Source organism: Burkholderia sp. LMG 13014 (assembly GCF_905232215.1).
In the GTDB taxonomy this organism is placed as follows: Bacteria; Pseudomonadota; Gammaproteobacteria; order Burkholderiales; family Burkholderiaceae; genus Burkholderia.
Window position 1 is genome coordinate 1 of record NZ_CAJNKE010000079.1, and the last position, 17,506, is coordinate 17,506.

The 17,506-nt window shown below is 60.6% G+C and carries 19 protein-coding genes and 1 pseudogene; 12 read left to right on the forward strand and 8 right to left on the reverse strand.

Annotated features, from left to right (window positions below):
* Nucleotides 1–152: 152 nt before the first annotated feature.
* The 3 genes from JYJ84_RS11975 to JYJ84_RS11985 are packed head-to-tail and all read right to left on the reverse strand — an operon-like array spanning nt 153 to nt 1,594.
* Nucleotides 153–926 carry an HNH endonuclease gene (locus JYJ84_RS11975; RefSeq protein ID WP_175223201.1) on the reverse strand — a complete coding sequence of 258 codons (774 nt, stop codon included), beginning with the start codon at nt 924–926 and terminating at the stop codon, nt 153–155.
* Nucleotides 927–965: 39 nt separating this feature from the next.
* A complete protein-coding gene (locus tag JYJ84_RS11980; RefSeq protein WP_236027688.1) occupies nt 966–1,403 on the reverse strand; it encodes a DUF6884 domain-containing protein in 438 nt (145 codons plus the stop codon).
* Between the two features lie 17 nt (nt 1,404–1,420).
* Nucleotides 1,421–1,594: a hypothetical protein gene (locus JYJ84_RS11985; RefSeq protein WP_175223200.1), complete on the reverse strand. Its 174-nt coding sequence runs from the start codon at nt 1,592–1,594 to the stop codon at nt 1,421–1,423.
* A 627-nt stretch (nt 1,595–2,221) separates the two neighbouring features.
* Between JYJ84_RS11985 and JYJ84_RS11990 the strand changes: the two genes are divergently transcribed.
* The 8 genes from JYJ84_RS11990 to JYJ84_RS12025 all read left to right on the forward strand — a co-directional run bounded on the left by JYJ84_RS11990 (nt 2,222) and on the right by JYJ84_RS12025 (nt 7,631).
* Complete coding sequence (locus JYJ84_RS11990; RefSeq protein WP_175223199.1) at nt 2,222–2,476, forward strand: type II toxin-antitoxin system Phd/YefM family antitoxin; 255 nt, start codon at nt 2,222–2,224, stop codon at nt 2,474–2,476.
* Nucleotides 2,467–2,883: a PIN domain-containing protein gene (locus tag JYJ84_RS11995; protein WP_175223198.1), complete on the forward strand. Its 417-nt coding sequence runs from the start codon at nt 2,467–2,469 to the stop codon at nt 2,881–2,883. The genes JYJ84_RS11990 and JYJ84_RS11995 overlap by 10 nt, the downstream gene beginning before the upstream one ends.
* Nucleotides 2,884–2,911: 28 nt before the next feature.
* Nucleotides 2,912–3,529 carry a hypothetical protein gene (locus tag JYJ84_RS12000; RefSeq protein WP_175223197.1) on the forward strand — a complete coding sequence of 206 codons (618 nt, stop codon included), beginning with the start codon at nt 2,912–2,914 and terminating at the stop codon, nt 3,527–3,529.
* A complete protein-coding gene (locus JYJ84_RS12005) occupies nt 3,529–4,464 on the forward strand; it encodes a hypothetical protein (RefSeq protein WP_175223196.1) in 936 nt (311 codons plus the stop codon). Before JYJ84_RS12000 ends, JYJ84_RS12005 begins: the two co-directional genes overlap by 1 nt.
* 19 nt (nt 4,465–4,483) lie before the next feature.
* On the forward strand, nt 4,484–4,924 hold the full coding sequence (locus JYJ84_RS12010; protein ID WP_175223195.1) for a hypothetical protein: 441 nt from the start codon (nt 4,484–4,486) through the stop codon (nt 4,922–4,924).
* A gap of 18 nt (nt 4,925–4,942) precedes the next feature.
* Nucleotides 4,943–5,308 (forward strand): hypothetical protein, encoded by a 366-nt coding sequence (locus JYJ84_RS12015; RefSeq protein ID WP_175223194.1) that lies wholly within the window; start codon nt 4,943–4,945, stop codon nt 5,306–5,308.
* Nucleotides 5,309–5,508: 200 nt separating this feature from the next.
* On the forward strand, nt 5,509–6,162 hold the full coding sequence (locus tag JYJ84_RS12020) for a DUF998 domain-containing protein (protein ID WP_175223193.1): 654 nt from the start codon (nt 5,509–5,511) through the stop codon (nt 6,160–6,162).
* 338 nt (nt 6,163–6,500) lie between these two features.
* Nucleotides 6,501–7,631, forward strand: a complete 1,131-nt coding sequence (locus JYJ84_RS12025) for a DegT/DnrJ/EryC1/StrS aminotransferase family protein (RefSeq protein WP_175223192.1) — start codon at nt 6,501–6,503, stop codon at nt 7,629–7,631.
* A gap of 249 nt (nt 7,632–7,880) precedes the next feature.
* On the opposite strand, the gene JYJ84_RS12030 is transcribed toward JYJ84_RS12025, so the two are convergent.
* Both JYJ84_RS12030 and JYJ84_RS12035 read right to left on the reverse strand, forming a co-directional pair.
* A complete protein-coding gene (locus JYJ84_RS12030; RefSeq protein WP_175223191.1) occupies nt 7,881–8,627 on the reverse strand; it encodes an SDR family oxidoreductase in 747 nt (248 codons plus the stop codon).
* 285 nt (nt 8,628–8,912) lie between these two features.
* Nucleotides 8,913–10,295, reverse strand: a complete 1,383-nt coding sequence (locus JYJ84_RS12035) for a replication initiation protein (RefSeq protein ID WP_175223220.1) — start codon at nt 10,293–10,295, stop codon at nt 8,913–8,915.
* Nucleotides 10,296–11,107: 812 nt separating this feature from the next.
* Between JYJ84_RS12035 and JYJ84_RS12040 the strand changes: the two genes are divergently transcribed.
* Nucleotides 11,108–12,316 carry a ParA family protein gene (locus JYJ84_RS12040; RefSeq protein WP_175223219.1) on the forward strand — a complete coding sequence of 403 codons (1,209 nt, stop codon included), beginning with the start codon at nt 11,108–11,110 and terminating at the stop codon, nt 12,314–12,316.
* Nucleotides 12,313–13,281 (forward strand): ParB/RepB/Spo0J family partition protein, encoded by a 969-nt coding sequence (locus tag JYJ84_RS12045; protein WP_175223218.1) that lies wholly within the window; start codon nt 12,313–12,315, stop codon nt 13,279–13,281. Before JYJ84_RS12040 ends, JYJ84_RS12045 begins: the two co-directional genes overlap by 4 nt.
* A 368-nt stretch (nt 13,282–13,649) precedes the next feature.
* Here the strand turns inward: JYJ84_RS12045 and JYJ84_RS12050 are convergent, their stop codons facing one another.
* Complete coding sequence (locus JYJ84_RS12050; protein WP_175223217.1) at nt 13,650–14,459, reverse strand: hypothetical protein; 810 nt, start codon at nt 14,457–14,459, stop codon at nt 13,650–13,652.
* A gap of 244 nt (nt 14,460–14,703) precedes the next feature.
* Between JYJ84_RS12050 and JYJ84_RS12055 the strand changes: the two genes are divergently transcribed.
* The gene (locus tag JYJ84_RS12055; protein WP_175223216.1) at nt 14,704–14,949 is read left to right on the forward strand and encodes a type II toxin-antitoxin system ParD family antitoxin; all 246 of its coding nucleotides are present in this window, start codon (nt 14,704–14,706) and stop codon (nt 14,947–14,949) included.
* The gene (locus tag JYJ84_RS12060) at nt 14,939–15,238 is read left to right on the forward strand and encodes a type II toxin-antitoxin system RelE/ParE family toxin (RefSeq protein ID WP_175223215.1); all 300 of its coding nucleotides are present in this window, start codon (nt 14,939–14,941) and stop codon (nt 15,236–15,238) included. Before JYJ84_RS12055 ends, JYJ84_RS12060 begins: the two co-directional genes overlap by 11 nt.
* A gap of 30 nt (nt 15,239–15,268) precedes the next feature.
* On the opposite strand, the gene JYJ84_RS12065 is transcribed toward JYJ84_RS12060, so the two are convergent.
* Nucleotides 15,269–15,526, reverse strand: coding sequence for a hypothetical protein (locus tag JYJ84_RS12065; RefSeq protein ID WP_175223214.1), 258 nt, complete (start codon nt 15,524–15,526; stop codon nt 15,269–15,271).
* A gap of 161 nt (nt 15,527–15,687) precedes the next feature.
* Nucleotides 15,688–17,506: pseudogene (locus JYJ84_RS12070) on the reverse strand (Tn3-like element IS1071 family transposase); the annotation flags it as partial.

The window sequence follows — 17,506 nt, forward strand, 5'->3', positions numbered from 1 at the left end:
ATCCAACACAGGATCGATAGGCACAACGCTCGCCATGCCTTGTAGCTCCAGTTCATCACGAATGCGGGTCCACGCGTCGATCGCGGTACAGGGGTAGGAGACATACAGCATTTTGACGTTCCTTCAATCGTAGTTCGTCCGCTTTGCAGTCGTTACTCCCTGCCGCGCTGCCTGAAGACGTGCTTGCGATGGGCCGCAAGGAATTCGGCGAGGCCCTTGCGTGGCGTTTCTGAAAGGGTCTGCGGGACACCTCCGAGCAGGGCCGCGCGCTGCGTGTCGTCGAGCTGCGGCGATATGATCATCTGTCCATCGGAGTTAAATGCGATCAGACCAGCATCGAACAAGGCATCGAGCGTGGCCACCAGAGGCAGGCCGTTGTCGGGATTGAGGCGTTCGGCATCCGTGCTGTGGCGCCAAGGCTTCGCATGCGAAGCGCGCAGCACCTGCGGCACCGCGATGCCCGTGACGGCACACCGGTATTTCCAGCGGGCGAGCAGCTCGCGCCGGAACCGCCCTTGGCCAAGGCGCGCTTGGACGAGCGTGTCGCGTGTGGTCGGATCATCGGCGTGCTCGGCAATGATTGCCTGAAGGTCAGCGTCGAGCTGCGCGGCGGTGGCGGTCGGCGCTGCATTGCCCGCTGCGCCGCCCGCGTCCACTTTCGGCATGATGTCGAAGCGCAGTTCTCGGGTCAGGAAGCGGTGCCACGGGCCGTCCCAGGCGCCGCGGAAGTCCGTGGGACTCGGCAACTCGCCCCCCGCGCTTTCGATCGCGAGCGCTATGATCGCTTTAGGGGGATACGGGTTGCCGTCAATCAGAATGTCGTAGCGGGTGCTTTTGCCAAAGCCACCGTAGCCGGGATGCTCATCCCAGCGTCTCGCTGCCCGAATGACGTGGCGGCGCTCCACGCCGTCGGTGCTGATTGCCATGATTGCTGGGTCTCTCGCTTGTTGTGTGGATTTGCTTCGTCAATGGGTTGCCAGCCAACGTAGTTGCTGACCGATGGCCAAGCCTTCCATAGGCACCCCCGTGGCAAAACGCTGGTTCAGGTAGTCCATCAAGAACTCCCGATAGCGTCTTCCTGCCAGCATGACACACTGGCCGCTCGTCGGGAGCGCCACGTCCATCTGGGATTGCACGAGCTGCGCCCATGCTCGGCGTTCCGCAATCGCCATCTTGTTCAGCGTCCGCTCGTATGGCTCGATGTGCTGTTCAGGGGCGACCAGGCCGAATTGTGCGGAGAGAATGAACCACTTTCCGCCGCGGGCTTCGACGTACCGGCGTGCGCGAAGGAACCACTCAGACGCATAGAGATCCTTCGCCGGCATCGCGTGCCCGTACTTCTTGCCAACGCACGACACGAGATACAGTGTGGGCGCAACCACCTGTTCTGCCTCCGCCGGCACGGCCGGTGTCTCCTGTTCTACGCAAGCCATGGCAGCGGCCCGAAATTCGATTCGACATATCGCTCAATCTCCTCGAGCGTTCCGAGCTTGAGAGTCGGCTGCGGCGATCCGTGCTCGGAAAGCGCCCAGTTCCCGTCGTCATGCTGAACGACGTCAAGGCGCTTTCCGCCAGCGTCGAGTTGCTTTCCCATCGTAGCCTCCGTCTTCCTCGTGCCGGCGTGTGAGCGCTCTTCCGGATGAAGACGCACGTGTCGAACCGGTCCCCGTACATGGTCAGGGCGATCCCGATGTTGGCCGCCCGCCCGTCATTGTGCAAGCAAGCGTCTGTTCACGCTGGCCTCGACTACAGCCTGCCGATCGAGATCGACGCTGTATCCGGGAGCCCGACCGAACCGACGAGATCCGGGAACCTGATGGCAACGCGGCCGCATTTTGCGCACCAGTTCTCGAATGCCCGCAAATGCTGGTACCGAGTGGCTACCGTGTCCTTTCCCCCGTTTTTAGGGCGGGATTCGTTTCGCAGTCGGCCAAATGATCCTTAGTTGAACGCCTCTCCTGTGACTTTCGCGCACGTGCCGAAAGGTTCTTCCAGGAGAAAACATCATGCGTAATCAAAAGAAGGGTCCGCGGGCACCTTGGGTGGAATGGGTGATCAAGGCCGTGACGATCCACCTGCTTGAGCTGCTGCTACGCTGGCTCACCAACCATTGGAAGTAATTCTCGGCCCGTCCTGCAAAGGACGGGCTTCTTTTTTTATCTATCTGCGAAAAATGCGTAAATTGCGTATAATACGCATTCAACAGCCCCCGGAGGTCACCATGCCCACCATTACTGCAACCGATCTGGCACGCAACACACGCCAGATCCTCGATCAGGTCGCGCAGCGTCGCGAAACCGTCGTGGTCGAACGCAATCAGACCGTAATCGCTCGCCTGGTGCCAGCCGAACCCGTCATGAACGCGGCGCAGGCGCTCGAGGGCCTGCCGCAGACGCTAGGCGCCGAGGACGCAGCCCGCTGGCTGCGCGATAGCCGCGCTGGCTTCGAAGAAGGAGTGCGTGACCCGTGGGCGTGATCATCGACAGCTGCGTGTGGGTGGGCTTGGCCGGTGGCGCAGTTGAGCCGCGCGCCGTGATCGACACCGCCGGCGATGCGCCGGTGTTCATCTCAACGGTCTCGCTCGGTGAAATGGCATTCGGCGTGCACGCATGCGCGGACGCTGCTGAGCGTGCGCGGCGGGCCGCGCACCTGAGGCAGCTCGAACGCCGGCCGGTGCTCGACGTCACGCGCCATACCGCGGCCGCGTTCGGCGTACTGGCGGCGGCTGTTAAGCAGGCCGGCCGCTCGCCGCGTCCGCGCTACAACGATCTGTGGATCGCGGCACAGGCGATCGAGCACGGCTACGTGCTCATGACGCTGAACACTGCGGATTTCGCGGATTTGCCCGGGCTGACCGTGTTGGTGCCGGCAGCGGCAGCCTGATCCATACCTACACCACCGGGACTCATCCATGATCGAAGTTCGCCGCCTGCAGGCTGGCGTCAGCCTCGAAGGCCCGCATTACATCATCCAGCTGATCCCGGTCAGCTCGGCCGACTCGCTCGGTTCGCCGACCGTGATCGTCAGCGTGCTGGCGCGCCCCGCGCTGACCGCGGACGATCGAAATGTACGCCTGGAGGCGTACGACGTTCGGCACGAGTTCCGGCTGGCCGACATCGCCGTCGACGTGCACGAAATGCGTTGCCTGCGCATCGCGTACGAGCGTGCGCCGCTGTTCCGCGAGGGCTTCACGCTGGTGCTTGAAGAAGGCATGGCCGAGCAGCTGGCCACCTACCTGCCGCGCATCGACCTGATCAGCCTAGTCGCCACCGGCGTGAGCGAAGCCGTCAAGCCAAAGCTGGGCCGTGCGCCGCTGCCGCACGAGCAGGCGGTGATCGCCGACGTCGTGGCCAGCACGGTGCTCGACCAGAGCACGCCGGCGCAGGCGATGGCGTTCGCGATGGGATTTGGCAGCGAGTGCGTGTTTTCCGAGACCCGGGGCGATCATCCTGACTACGCCACGCTTGGCGCCGCGCTGCGCGCCCCGGCGGTGGTCGCGATCCTCCAGGAAGCCCAGCGGGGCCGGTGATGCGCTACGCGAACCGCGCCGCGGCGTCGGTCGCCTTGCGGACGAAAACCGAGCCCAAGCGGGTCCGGCGGAATCTCGCCACGACCCGCGACGCGAACGCGCGAGCTGAAGCAATGCGCGACGAACGGGTGTCGGCGGATCGCCACCGCGATTCGCCAGCATTGCAACGCATCTACGACGCACTCGACGCTGCACCGTCCGTGATCGTCGACCGACCGGTCGCGCTCGATCGCGAGCTGACCGCCTCGACGTTCGGGTTGCGCCGTAGCCGCGAAAATCGGATCTATGCCGACGTGCCGCTTACCGCGCTGGTCGGCCTGTTCCATCGGACCTGGGCGCCAGACGCCACGACCTGGCGGTCGCTGCTGGGCGGACTGCACGGTAGAGGGTGGGGTAGCGAGACGCTGGCGTACTTCGAATCCGAGATCGGCGACTCGCATTTTCCAGCGCCGGCAGCAGCCTACCCGCTGATCCTGCGCGCCTATGGCGGCGCTGTTGTGTGCGTGAACGGCATGCACCGCCTCGTCGCCGGCGTTTGTTGGCTGGCCGCCCAACAAGGCGTCGAGGCCCTACTGCGGAAAGTCGAGCTGCAGGTCTATGACGTGAAACGGGCCGCAGTGATGGTGATGGTCGAAGCGCAGGGGCGGGGCGAGACGGTGTATGCCGCATTCAACGCGAATTGCGAGACCGTGTTGATACGTGCGCGCAGTGCGCGAGCTGATCGCTACTGGCATGTCGACAGCGATCAGATCGTGCCGATTCCGGCACCAGGTGGCTGGTATCACGCATGGCGTCGCTGGCTCGGGCAGCGAGCGCGTGCCGAGGCTGGCGTGACTTGGCAGGCAGTGCCGCCGACCGTGATCGCGGCTCTGGCCGACGACGGCTGGCTGCGGGCGCAGCGCATCGCGCCGCGTTACGCGGACTCGCCCCGATGACTTTATCGACGAACCTTCGATGACCCGAAAACCCCTTTCACGCGCCCGCCGACCGTTGACCAAGGCCCAGTTGCTGCCGCTGCCCGTCGACCAGGTGCGCGCCCTCTCGTTGAAGCACCATCTCGCGCTCGCGATGCTACGCGACGGTCGCGGCGACATCGAGTCGATCATCACGCTGCTGAACGTGTTGTACCTCGCGTTCTTCCTGCGAGACAACGCTCCCGCCGCGCTGGACGACTGCCGCCGCGCGGAAGTCTCGCTCGACGACTGCATCCGGCGTGCCGAGCGAGGCGAACCCTGGCGCCTCGCCGACGATGAGCGGCAAGCGCTCGAGCAACTGGTCGTGACGCACGACGCGCAGCTGGCCGTGGCGCCGGCGCACCGTTACCTCGACGCGTGGGAACAGGTGCAGCGTTTCATGGCGTCCGGCGGCCGCTCGCCGATCCCTGCCGCGGCCTGACACGGGAGTACAACCATCATGTCCTCAATCTTTGACCGGGCCGCCGCGCTGTCCGTCGTGACGTCCGCGCTCACAGACGCGATCGCGTGCGCCTATGTGGACGCGCTGCCGATTGATGGCTATGCAGGGACCGGAGTGCTGGCAGACTGGGCGCCGGCATCAGGTCGTTGTCACGAGCAGGTCGACTGCTGGCTGGCAATGCATCCGGGCGACACGCCGGTGCGTGGCTGGCTCTCTGATGGCGGCAACGATGCGCAACAGCGCTTCGTGTCGCACTCGCTGGTCCGCACGACGGCCGGCGAGCTGCTCGACGTCGCGTATCCGCCGCCGCCATACGTCCAGCACTTCGTCGAGCATCCGGCGATGCGATTACCCAAGCCATGATGATGCACCGCGGATGCACACTCGAAAGCATCCACGTCGAGTACCTGGAGGTGCCGGCTTCGGAGTGGGCTATCGGCGGGAAGTTCCTTGCGCCGCCAAGCGAGGCTTGAGTTTCCCTGACCGGCCCTGAACGGCACCGGTCCATTATTCGATGGGAGGAAGCACCCTATCCCACGAGCGTTGACTTATCGAGAGTTGAAATGACAGCAGTTCGTTTGCAATCCCGCTGGACCCGTTTCGGTTATTTCTCAGGCATGTTGGCACCGCTCTGGCTGGCGATGGGGGTGACCCTCGTAGCGCACTTCTACCCTGGCTACAGTCACATCAGGCAAGCGATGAGCGAACTCGGTGCCGTTGGCGCTCCCACGCATCAGTGGTCACCGTTGATCAACAACTTCCCCTTGGCGTTCTGGTTTGTTGCCTTCGGATGCGCCGTATGGCAAACCTTTCCGGAGAGTCGACTCGGCCGGACGAGCGCCGTCTTGCTGGTCGTTCACGGCTTGGCGAATGTCGCGACGGGAACATGGAGCTGCGACGTCGGCTGCCGGCTCGACGCCGCTTCGTCATCCCAACGGATCCACAATCTGGCCGGCCTCGTCATGGCGCTGTCGTTGCTGGGGGCCAATGTCCTGTGGACTGTGTTGGGAAAGCGCGTGCTCGGTCTGGGGTGGCTCAGTGCGCTTTCGGCCGTCACGACGCTCGTCTGCCTCGCGACGTTGCCGCTGATGGTACAGGCCGCAGGGACTGGAGGTCCTTTCGGGTTGTATCAGCGCATCAACTACGGTGTGTCGATCGCGTGGGTCGGCGTTCTGGCTGCGACACTGTGCTCGCGCTGTACACGACAGAACGCTTGAAATACTTCATCGGTTGCGGTGCACCAATTGCCGGCCGGCGAGGGGGCTTTGTGTAGCCACACTCGGATTGGTCCATCGGTTCCATCGCGTGAGCCTCCCAGTTCGTCAAGTTGCGCGAACGACCGCTCCAGATCGACCCACAACGGACATAGGCATCGCCCCGAAGCGATCCTTCAATCGTCATGTCTCGTCGCCGCCATGACGATTCTGCTACCCACAATTACGCCGTTGGCCTGAAAGGCTGACGACAGGAAAGCGTACTCTGTGATGCGATAATTCATCGCATATTAACGGCGGATGCGTGCCCTTACGCGTAGCTCATTGTCCTCATCGAATTCATGACCGATTACCTCACTCCCATTAAATTTGCACAGCCGGAGCTTGATGAGCTCACCATTGAAGCTGTCTCTGACGTGCTTCGGTCAGGCCATCTGACGAGCGGCCCAAAAACACGGGCCTTTGAAGACGCTCTCTCCGGAACGTTCGGAGGACGACCGACGCGCGTTGTCACATCGGCGACGGCGGCAATTGATCTGGCATTGCAGATTTGTGGCGTCGGTCCCGGCGATGAGGTCATTACCTCGGCCCAAAGCTTCTTCTCCACGATGAACATGATCGTCAAATGTGGAGCGATTCCGAAATTTGTCGACTGCGATCTCGAGTCGCGCGTGATCGATCTGGAACAGGTGGAACGCGCGATCACTGCACGAACCAAGGCGATTATGCCGACGCACTTCCCCGGATCTCTCGTGGACATGGATGCCCTTATGGCGCTCGCCAGCAAGTACGGCTTGCGAGTCATCGAAGATGCGGCGCTGGTCCAAGGTTCGCATTGGCAGGGAATGCCGATCGGTAGCTTTGGCGACGTGGCCACGTTCAGTTTCCATCCAAACAAGAACATGACGACCATCGAAGGCGGTGCGATTGTCGTCAATTCGGAAGAGGAAGCGAAACGCATCGACGCCCTCCGGTTCCACGGCATACATCGCTTGCCTGACGGCACCCGGGATGTAGAAAGTGCCGCCGGCAAATTCAACATGTCGGACGTATCGGCGGCCATCGGCCTGCGACAGCTACAGCAGCTCGATGGGTTTCTGGAAAAGCGGGAGACGCTTGTTTCGCGATATTTTCAGAAATTTCCGGAAATCACGGGGGCGGTCTTGCCCCCTCGGGCGGTGCCGCGGCAAAGCTGGAACATGTTCTGCGTGCTATTCCCATTTTCCGCAACGCGATTCAGCCGCCACGCGTTCCGCAACGAACTGGAGCGCCGTGGCATCTTGTCCGGCGTTTCATACGAGGCGCTCCATACGACTTCACTTGGCCGGAAACTGGGTTATGTCGAAGGCCAGTTCCGCAATGCCGAGCGCATCGCATGCGAGACTGTTACCTTGCCGCTACACGTCGGGATGACTGAGGAAAATGTCGATCGCGTCTGCCGTACCGTAGCAGAGGTCTGGCACACGCTTTAATGCTTCACCTGCTGCTTACCTCCGCGCCGTATTAAAGATACCTGACGGAGTCCAATGACCGACGATGGCCGGACTCGTCCGGCCGCAGCCCCGGCAGGCCAGCGACTGGCTCGACCCGACCCGAAGCTGCCATCGGCCTCGCCGGACCGAGCGCCCGGAAGCGGACGCTTATCCGGTCGAGCAGCGGATGGCTGCCAACCTATTCATCGTGAAGGCCCCGTCCGGTGATGCGGGCGGCCTGCACCGCGTTCAGATTTGCGACCAGCCGCCGTCGACCGGAAGCTCGGCGCCGGTCGTGAAGGTCGCGTCGAACGCGAGGAAGAGGACGGCCTTGGCGATTTCCTCCGACGTCCCGAAGCGTTTCATGGGAATAATGCCGAGGGTGCCCTCCTTGACCTTTGTACGCATCTCTTCCGTAGGGAACACCTTTTCGAGGATGCCCGTGTCGATGGGGCCGGGCGACACCGCGTTCACGCGGATCTCCTGAGGTAGCAGCTCGGTGGCGAGCACCCGGGAGAATGACCGCAGCGCAGCCTTGGCGGCTCCGTAGGTGGCTTGGCCCGGCAGTCCCTTGACGTTGGCGACGGAGGTCGTAAGGACGACAGAGCCTCCCCGATTGATCAGCGGCGCGAGCTTCTGGACCGCGAAAAATGGGCCCTTGGCGTTCAGGTTGAACATCTCGTCGTAGACGGCTTCGGTCACGCTCCCGAGAGGTGTTGGAATGCTGAACCCGGCGTTGACGAAAAGCAGGTCGATGGTGTCGAACTCGGTCTTCACCTGAGCGGCGAGAGCGTCGATGTCGGTCAACGACCGCGCGTCGCTCGAAACCACGATAGCGCCGTCCCCAAGCTCTTGCTGCGCCGACTCAAGGCCGGCCTGGGAGCGGCCGGTCACCAGAACGCGCGCGCGCCCGTCGAGGAGCATCTTCGCCGTCGCGAGCCCCATGCCGCTCGTGCCGCCGATAATCACCACCTTTTTATCTTGGTATCGGTTCATATGTATTCTCCTTAAGAGGGTCGGGCTGCTTCGCTGATATTTAACTATTTGGTAGTACTATTTGTTTAAAAACTGCCGGAAGATCCATGGGTGTTGATGTCCACGCAGAATTGACCCACCGGGGATGCGGACAAAATCTTGGACTACTTTGGAGGTAGTCCATGTATTCATAGATTGCGAGGCTTGGTCGATTGACGCTCAAGCGCAACTAACGGTCAATCTCGACACACTCCTCATTAAACGTCGTCGCGATGCATCCTCCCCTTGTCTACAATGAGGGGGGCCTCACGTCACTTTCGCTCTCGCGTTCTTCGTCTGCATGAATACAAAGAGGGAGAACGCAGTTCGCAGAGCTTCATGGTGAGAAAGGGAATCGTCGTTCAAGTCAGCCATCGGATCGATACTCAAACGACGCATCGTCAATCTCGCGGCCTGAGAACGCTTGTAATTCCGCCGCCATTCGTCTCTCTGCGCGAGCGCGGCGCCCTCGTACGCCGCCCAGCCCTGCCGCACCTCGTCGCCCATCCGCTCTTGCGCGCTCACCTCTTGCGCAGCGGCCTGCAGTGCCATCCGAGTTTGAGCTTGAACCTTCGCTTCGGTCTCTTGCTGCTCCCGTTCGATGAGGGACTGCTGGACCTGCACCATCTCCCGCTCTGCCTCAGATACCGTCCACCCCTCCTTGAGGGCCTTCATGAAAAAGCCGGCCGGACTCTTCGTCACCTTGCCCAATTTCAGGCTGAAACGGGTACGGTCAATAGCTTGCTCCAGCCGTTCGTCGGTGTAGCTGTCCCGGTCGCCGACGATCTGATTGAACTGCGCTGCTGACAGACCGAATTCCTGCTTCAGCGTCTGGTAGATCACCTTGGCGTGTTCATGCGTATGCAACACCCGTTCCGCAAGGTCCTTCCGGGCGATCCGGAACCGCAAACTGCCGATTTTTCGCGAGCCTGGCAGATTTCGAGTTTCATATGCGAGGGAGATGTCAGCGACCTCATTGATCTGCTGCACTGCCGGCTCGAGCCAGTCACGCTTGAAGTACTTGAACGCCTGCGCGTTCGCGCCCATCTCGCCCTGCCATCCCCGCAGTTCGTCGAGCGTGATCCAATCAGTCACCCCTTCGTCCGCGTGTGGAAGCAGATGGTCGTACATCACGCGAGCGTAGGACAAGGTGAACATCGAAGTGATCCGAAGGCTCAGCCAGTGCGACTTCCCCTTCCCCCGGATGATACCGACCAGGTCTGGCGGCACGCGGAACTGGAAGCGGCCGCCCTGGTAGGAGATCCGGCCAATCAGTTGTGTTGACCCGAACGGTCGCTCGCCATCTGCTTCGGCCGGCGCCGTCGCCTGAATGAGGGCCTTTTGCGCTTCGGTGATTACCTGCTCGAGATGGGTGTTGTTCCGGCTGGAGTAACGCATCAGCCATTTGAAGTAGTCGAGTTCCACGTCGTAAAGGTCGCGGGGCCGCTCGTCATAGGCAACAATAAAATAGGCGGCGTCGATCAAGCGCCTGGCGGCCACACCAAGGTCGACAATGCGAATGAGGACGTTGTTGCGCGAAAAGCCGATGTCGGATCGGGCGCTATCGACCGGCAGCCCCTCTGACGACGCGTCATCGAACAGGGCGAGCGCTAACTGCTGGGACGTTGCCAACTGCCCTCGTTCTACCATGCTGTCCTCAACCCTCTACGTGTATTCGTCATATTGGAGCGTAAGGTACTCGGCTCAAAGTGAACCGTCAAGACAAAGAACCTCACCTTTACGGAATCTGGTCACATATCGCCTCACCTTCTAGCCCATTCGTCTCACCTTCCAGCCCAAACGCCTCACCTTTGCCGCCAATTCCTCTCACCATTCTGTGGATTTTTCCTCACCTTGACGCTCAATCCACAGCGCCTTCAACACATGACACCTCACCTTTCAGCGATAAGCCATTGATTTTTAAAGAAGGGGCGCGTTCTGTTTGTGGTTGGTTGGTTTTCTTTCTTTATAGCAACTTACAAACCCGGCGACCAGAAACCCCGGCGGCACCATGACTGCCCCACTGCCCTGACCGGTTCGCAGCGGCCCTGGCTACCTAAGTGAGAGTGAAATCCTTGAGATTCGGGAGAAAACATCGCTGCTTTGATGGTGAGGTGGATTGTGACTCTCTCTCAGGAACGACGATCTGTCGGCTGTGTCTCGAGAGTAAGGTGAGGTGTTTTGTGCTGATGATCGCTGCGGAGGTCGATGCGGCCGGACTGCGATCCACACAATTCACCTCACCTTGCTTCAATTGCGTGCCTCGGCGCGACTTATAGCGCCTTCGCTGGCGCGAACTTGTTAGTGAGAAGCGCAAGAATTCGGAGCCGGATACGAATTCCATAGCCATTCTTCGGTCTGACGGGTATTCTACGGTTCATGTTGAAAAGCAGCAGAACCGTATAAATCTACATCGGGTGTAGAAAAAACACCTCACCGTTGAATTCAAAAGGAAGCGTCCAATGAAAATGAGCGAGTTGCCGGCAGTCGAGCGGCAGGTGAAGCTATCTCAGCTCGGCGAGTTCGCTAAGCGATTGTCGGTGATGACCGATGAGCTGCGCGAGGACATCCTGGCGCCGCGGCCGCGAAAGAGCCCTCCCGTGTTTACGATCGGAGAGCTGAGCGAAATGTGTGGGCTCGACCGCCAGAAGATCAATTACATGGCAACGAAAGGCGGTGGCGATCTGCCGCCCGGTGAAGCCCACGGTTCGGGCCGTGCGCGCATGTTCACGCTGGTTGAGGCACGCACATGGGTACAGAAAGCATCCAACATTTATCAGACTGCGTTGGTTACCGGCAAGGGCAACCACCGCGGTCGCGTGATGATCACGGCGAACTTCAAGGGCGGGTCGACAAAGACGACGATCACGATGTGCGAGGCACAAGCGCTCAGTTTGCGCGGCCGGCGTGTCCTGGTCATCGATCTGGATCCACAAGCCTCTCTCTCTGAATTGTGCGGTCTCTATGCCGAGAAGGATGTGACGTGGGAAGACACAGTGCTCCCCTTTATCTACGACCCGAGTATCGAAGGTGGACTGGCATCAAAAGTCCAGTCGACGTACTGGGATGGCATCGACGTCATTCCTGCTCACAACTATCTTCACGACGCGGAATTCCATCTGCCGACCGCACAGAAGGAAAACCCGGAATACGAGTTCTGGTCGGTGCTGCGCCGGGGCATTGAGCCGCTCCGTGCAGAGTACGACTACATCATTCTGGATACCGCACCGTCATTGTCCTACCTAACACTGAACGGTCTTATGGCTGCGGATGCGATGGTCATGCCGCTGGTGCCGGAGAGCCTCGATTTCATCTCATCGGTTTCCTTCTGGTCCTTGTTCTCTGAAATCGCAGCGGGCTTTGTCGATCATGAACTCGACAAGACCTATGACTTCATTTCGGTGCTGCTCTCGAAAGTGGACTATGGTGCGGTGTCATCCGCGCCAGCCGTCCGAGTCTGGGCTCAACGGGCCTATGGCGACTGGCTTTCGGCAACTGAGATCCCTGCTAGCTCAGTGATGAGCAATGGTGCGCTTGCCTTGTCGACGGTCTTCGATCTCTCAAGATCGGATGGCGTCGCGAAAACCTTGGCGCGGGTGAAGCAACCTTTGATTGACCACTGTAAATGGATCGACGACCAGTCGGTCGCGCGCTGGAGGGCTGAGGCATGAGTAACTTGCGAGAACGGATGATGAGCAAGACAGCGGGCTTGCGCGCAGCCAAGGACATCGAGCTCGCTGCGCAGCCTGAGAAGCCTGCTGCCCCAAGAACTGCTCCCGGAATGGCGGGCGCGCTCGCGACCGCGCAGGCGCGAATCCTGGAACTTGAGAAGAGCGGCAACTCTCTTGAGCTTCCCCTCGCTTCGATCGTGCCGAACCCGTGGCAACCTCGTCGGGTGTTCAATGAGGCGAAGCTGACGGAGCTTGCAGAGTCGATCCGTGAGGTGGGGCTGATTCAGCCAATCGTCGTTCGGAAGGCGGCGTCTGGCTACCAAATCGTCGCAGGCGAGCGCCGTTGGCGCTCGCACAAGATGCTTGGGAAAGGGTCGATCAAAGCCGTCATCGTTGAGATTTCCGATCAGGATATGGCGATGCTGGCGCTGGCTGAGAACGTGGTACGCGACGGCTTGGCGGACTACGAGATCGCTAGCTCTATCCGGGAGACCGAAAAGGAGTTTCCGAGCCGTAAGCGAATGGCCGAGGCACTGGGGATCTCGCGATCTGAACTCTATCGATTCCTGTCGTTCGCGGACCTACCGAAATTCGTTATCAAGGATCTCGACCTGCAGCCTCGCTTGCTGGGTGCCCATGCCGCGGAGGGGCTCGTTGCAGTCCTGCGCAATCAAGAAGGACGCGCATTCGAGATTGCGGAGGAGTTGTGGATGCAGGTGGTTGCTGGCGATCTCGATCAATCGAAGCTTGGAAAAGAGGTCAAGCTGGCGATCGAAAACGACGGGAAGGCTGGCACGGTGAGCGATCGGAAGATCGACAAGATTTTCGCAGGTAAGAATCAAGCCGGTTCGATCACGAGAGACGCGGGCAACTTTACGGTGAAGATCAAGGCCGGGATGCTCACGACGGAGAAAGAGGAAAAGATCAGGGCGCTCATTTCACAGCTGTTTGCTGAGCCAGACTGAAACCTTTCCAGATTCGTCCGAGCCCGCTGGTTGCGGGCTTTTTTTGGGGCGCTGCGAGGTGTCCCCATTGGGGACACGAGCCACCCGCTGGCAATTAGTCGACGAAGAATTGGGCGCTGTCCCCAATGGGGACACGCGCCCTATCGACCGTCCCTCCGTCCGGTCGAGTTTGGTCTTTCACGCGTGCGGGAAAATAGATTCAAGCGCTCAACCACGCCGCTCAGTATTGGAGGCCAGTCGATCGGTAAAGCGGAAGCAAGGGGGCATTTCGCCCCGCTCCTCAATCCACTCGCACGAGTGCTTCCGCAAACGACGAGTGCTGCAGGCCACTCAGAACACCGAAAGGATTTCGAGGCAGCGAGCGTCAATTAGCCGGCGGACGAGCTGCTCGCCGGCGCCGTCGATTTAGTGCTCGGCAACTTGTCGCCCATCAACGCTCGAAGCTCGCGCGCCAATTCGTCGATTGCATCACAGATTGGTCCATTCACAGCCTCGTCGATCTCTATCCACCTTTCAGCTCGCTTCGAGTCATGGGTGTTCATCGAGACGGTAAAGTTGAACCGGTTGCCGTGGACCATAAGCTTCTGCCGAATGTCCTTCAGCAAGCGTGCGGACGCCTCGGGGAGAAAGATTTCATTCTCCGGCAATGACTCGTCGAACTCCCGCGACGCTTCAACCAGCGCCGAGAACAGCGGCTGATCGTCTGCCTCGATGTTTCGCATCGGCGACGTCAAATGCGCCAGCGCACGATGGAACCTCAGCAACTTTGCATGGATCGTCTTGATCGCGTCAAACCGACGTGTTGTCAGGGCAGACAACAACGTCGTGCGTTCTGCGTTGGCCGCTGCTAGTTGCGAGCGCAGCTTCTCGATTTCAGCATCGCTGCTGCGTTTCAGCTCCGCCTTGTGCACTTCGAGGCGGTTGTCTGAATCACTCTTCAACTGCGATTTCAGGGCCTCGAGCCTCGTGTCTGCATCGCTCTTGGGATCGGCCTTTAGTCTTTCCAACACCTGGGCGTATTGCGAGTCGACGCCGCCTTTCACCTTGGCCACGAACCAGGTCTTCGCTACAAGCGCAAGCACCACTGCTCCAGACAGGCCGGACAAGAACGATGTGAGAACTGGATGCAGCGCCGCCCATCCTTGTTCGACCAGGGGTTGCAGGTTGGCATCGGGCATATGGGTGGTCTCCAGTGATCTCGGTGGTCTGTCGGTGCCCGCAGGCGGGGCGGGGCGGGGCGTTTTGGGCGCCAGACCACATGGCGGCACGCCGTCAGACTTCAAGGGCGGCATCGCATGATATTTCCCGCGCCGAAGAGCTTCATATCTGGCAGCTACCCCTATGACATGCGACGCTTCTTTGAGGGATCGAGGGTGATACCAAAATTTGGTATATGATGCTTCCATCATGAGGAGGTGCGCGATGGCACGGAATACATCGATCTCGCTGGGGGATCACCTGACCCAATTTGTGGACACGCAGGTCGCGTCCGGTCGCTACGGCTCTGCCAGCGACGTGGTGCGGGCGGGGCTGCGCTTGCTCGAGACGCAGGAAACCGAGTTGCGGGCGCTGCAGGAAGCCTTGAAGGCCGGCGAGGCCTCCGGCGCGCCGGCCGCGTTTGACAGCCAGGCGTTCCTAGCCCGGATGCGGACTAAGCATGCCAGTTAAGGCGCGCACGGTGCGCCTGACGCCGCTGGCGGAGACCGACCTCGAAGACATTTGGACCTATACCTATGAGCATTGGTCGCTCGAGCAGGCCGAGCTCTACGTCGGCGAGCTGACCGAGGCGTTCGAGCGGTTGGCGAGCGGCGAGCGGGTGGGGCGGCCGACGCGCGCGCGGGGCGATTATTTGCGCTACCTGGTCGGTTCGCACGTGGTCTTCTATCGCGAAGCGACGGAGACCCTGGACGTGATCCGGGTGTTGCACCAGCGCATGGACGTCGACCGGCATCTCTAGCGGCCGTAGCGCCGGCGGCAGACGCCAACATCAATGGAGATTTGAATGAACCACGACGCGAAACGGATCTATGGCGAGCTGCGCGATCAGGTCGAGCAGTGACAGGCGGCGTTTCCCGATCAAGCCATCGTACTGGTCGAAATCCCGTCGGTTGATGTCTCGAGTGGCAATCGCGGCGCGCTGGAGCGCAAGGCTTTGCTGCAGAGCGTCAGCCTTCACCCGGATGGCACGATTTGGTTCAATGCGGTTCCGGGCACGCGCGCGGCCGGTAGTGTCGGCATCTGGCACGCGGCCAGCATGCGGGTAGGGGTCTCCTCGTTTTCAGTGCAATAAGTGACGGTACGAAAAGCTAGCACTGGCGCGGAGGTGGTGTTGGTAGATCGTTGATTTCATTGACTTTCCTGTTCACTTTCAAATCTGCGATTCGTGGCGTCAAACCGTGGTCGGTTTCATCCATTGGTGCCAGTTATCGATGCATTTGGCCGCGAAGGCAGGATTTGGTCAGCATAGCGGTCAACCGGGAAGCGAAACACACCCCGCAAGTTGATGCTCTCCAGCTTGGTGGGCGCAATCTTCCCGATCAGTTCCGGTGGAATGACCTGGCGGCGGTTCGACCAGCGATCCAGGACCGCCTGCATCTGTGAGGTATTCCACGCCATCACGATGTTGGCCATCAGGCTCAACGCATCGGCCACAGCCTGCATTTCATCGACACGTTTGGCCTGCGCCGGGCTGATCCGGCCGGTATAAATGGCGCGCTTGAGGGCGTTAACAGCCTCGCCCCGATTGAGCACCCGGCGCAACTCGTTCCTGAAAGCGTCCTTGACAAAGTAGTCAGCCAAAAACGCCGTACGCAGCAACCGCCCCAATTGCACGCCAGCCTCATAGATTGGATCGCCCTGGGCGGCAGAACCGAACCGCGCAAGAGCTGCCACCGCACTGGCATGTCCGCTCATGACCGAGGCTGCCAGGTGCACCAGACTATCCCAATGCTTTTCGATCAAAGCGACGTCGACATTGGCTTCGCACACCGCAGCGATTTCTGCGGGCACTTTGGTGCCGCGTGGCACAAAGAGGTGGCGCTGTTTGAGTTCCTTCAACCGCGGGCAAAGATCAAAACCAAGCAAACGGGCATGTGACATGGCAAAGTCGGTGTAGCCATGGGTATCCACAGCAAGCTGGCTGGTCTCCAGCTTTTCTTGGCGGATGACACCTTCAATGGCCACGCCCGCCTGGCGCTCATTGAGCACAAAGGGCTGCGCATGGAAGATGCCCCACCGGTCTTTTACATGGGAGTAGATTCCAATGGAAGGTGTGTTGCGCCGAGGATCAAGCCGGGCTTGCCACACCCGTTTGGTGGTCTCCATGGTCATCATGTCAGAAGATGCCAAATCGGACCGCCCCCAGGTGGCGGCAATCGGGTGTCGCTGCATGAATTCCAGCACAGCCTGGCAGGCCTGGCTCAGACGCCGTTCGTCCCGCGCCCAGCGCATGGCCTGGCGAATGCTGGTGGCAGACAATTGCGGAATCATGCGCGCGCATTCGACCGCAGTCAGACTGGTGCCGTGGGCCATGATGCCGGCATAGACCATCAGCAGCTCGTCGGTAGAGCGCGGCTCACGTCCGAGCATGATCCAGCTAAAGCGCACCTGGGCGTCAACGGCCAGAATCACTTCCGGCAATTGAACCTCACCGATGCGGTGACCCAAAGCCGCGCGCAGCTTGGTCACTTCTGGGTCTTCGTCCTCTGCGGGCAATGGCGACAAATGGAGTTCATCATCCACGCGCAGTACGCCACTGCGGGCTGCAGCGGCCACCGCATCGACACCGGCAGTTACTCTGGCCAGCAAAGGCTTCAAGAAAGTGGCAGCCTTGCTGGGTAACGATAGACGGGCATAGTGTTTCTTGGACTCTGCCTGCCAACGCTCGTCCGTGAAGAACAAGCGCGCACGACCCCGAAAGCTCAGGCTGTGCTCAATCCAGACCGAGCCATTGCGCACCGCGCGGCGCAGGGCAAACAGGGTGGCCACCTCCAACGCCTGAAACGCCCGTTCCCGGTCTGGGCTGGAGATCGAAACCTGCCAGATCATTCCCAGACTTGGTGCCACCACTTCAACTGGCAGCTTTCTGGATCCTTTGAGATATAAAGCTTGCAGCTTGGCAAGGTACTCGATGGCAGGATGCTCGCCGGTGGCCTGCCAGGGCAGCTTTGCAATGGCGACGAGCAACGACCGCACGGGGCGAATTCCATCAATCAATCCCTCGCGG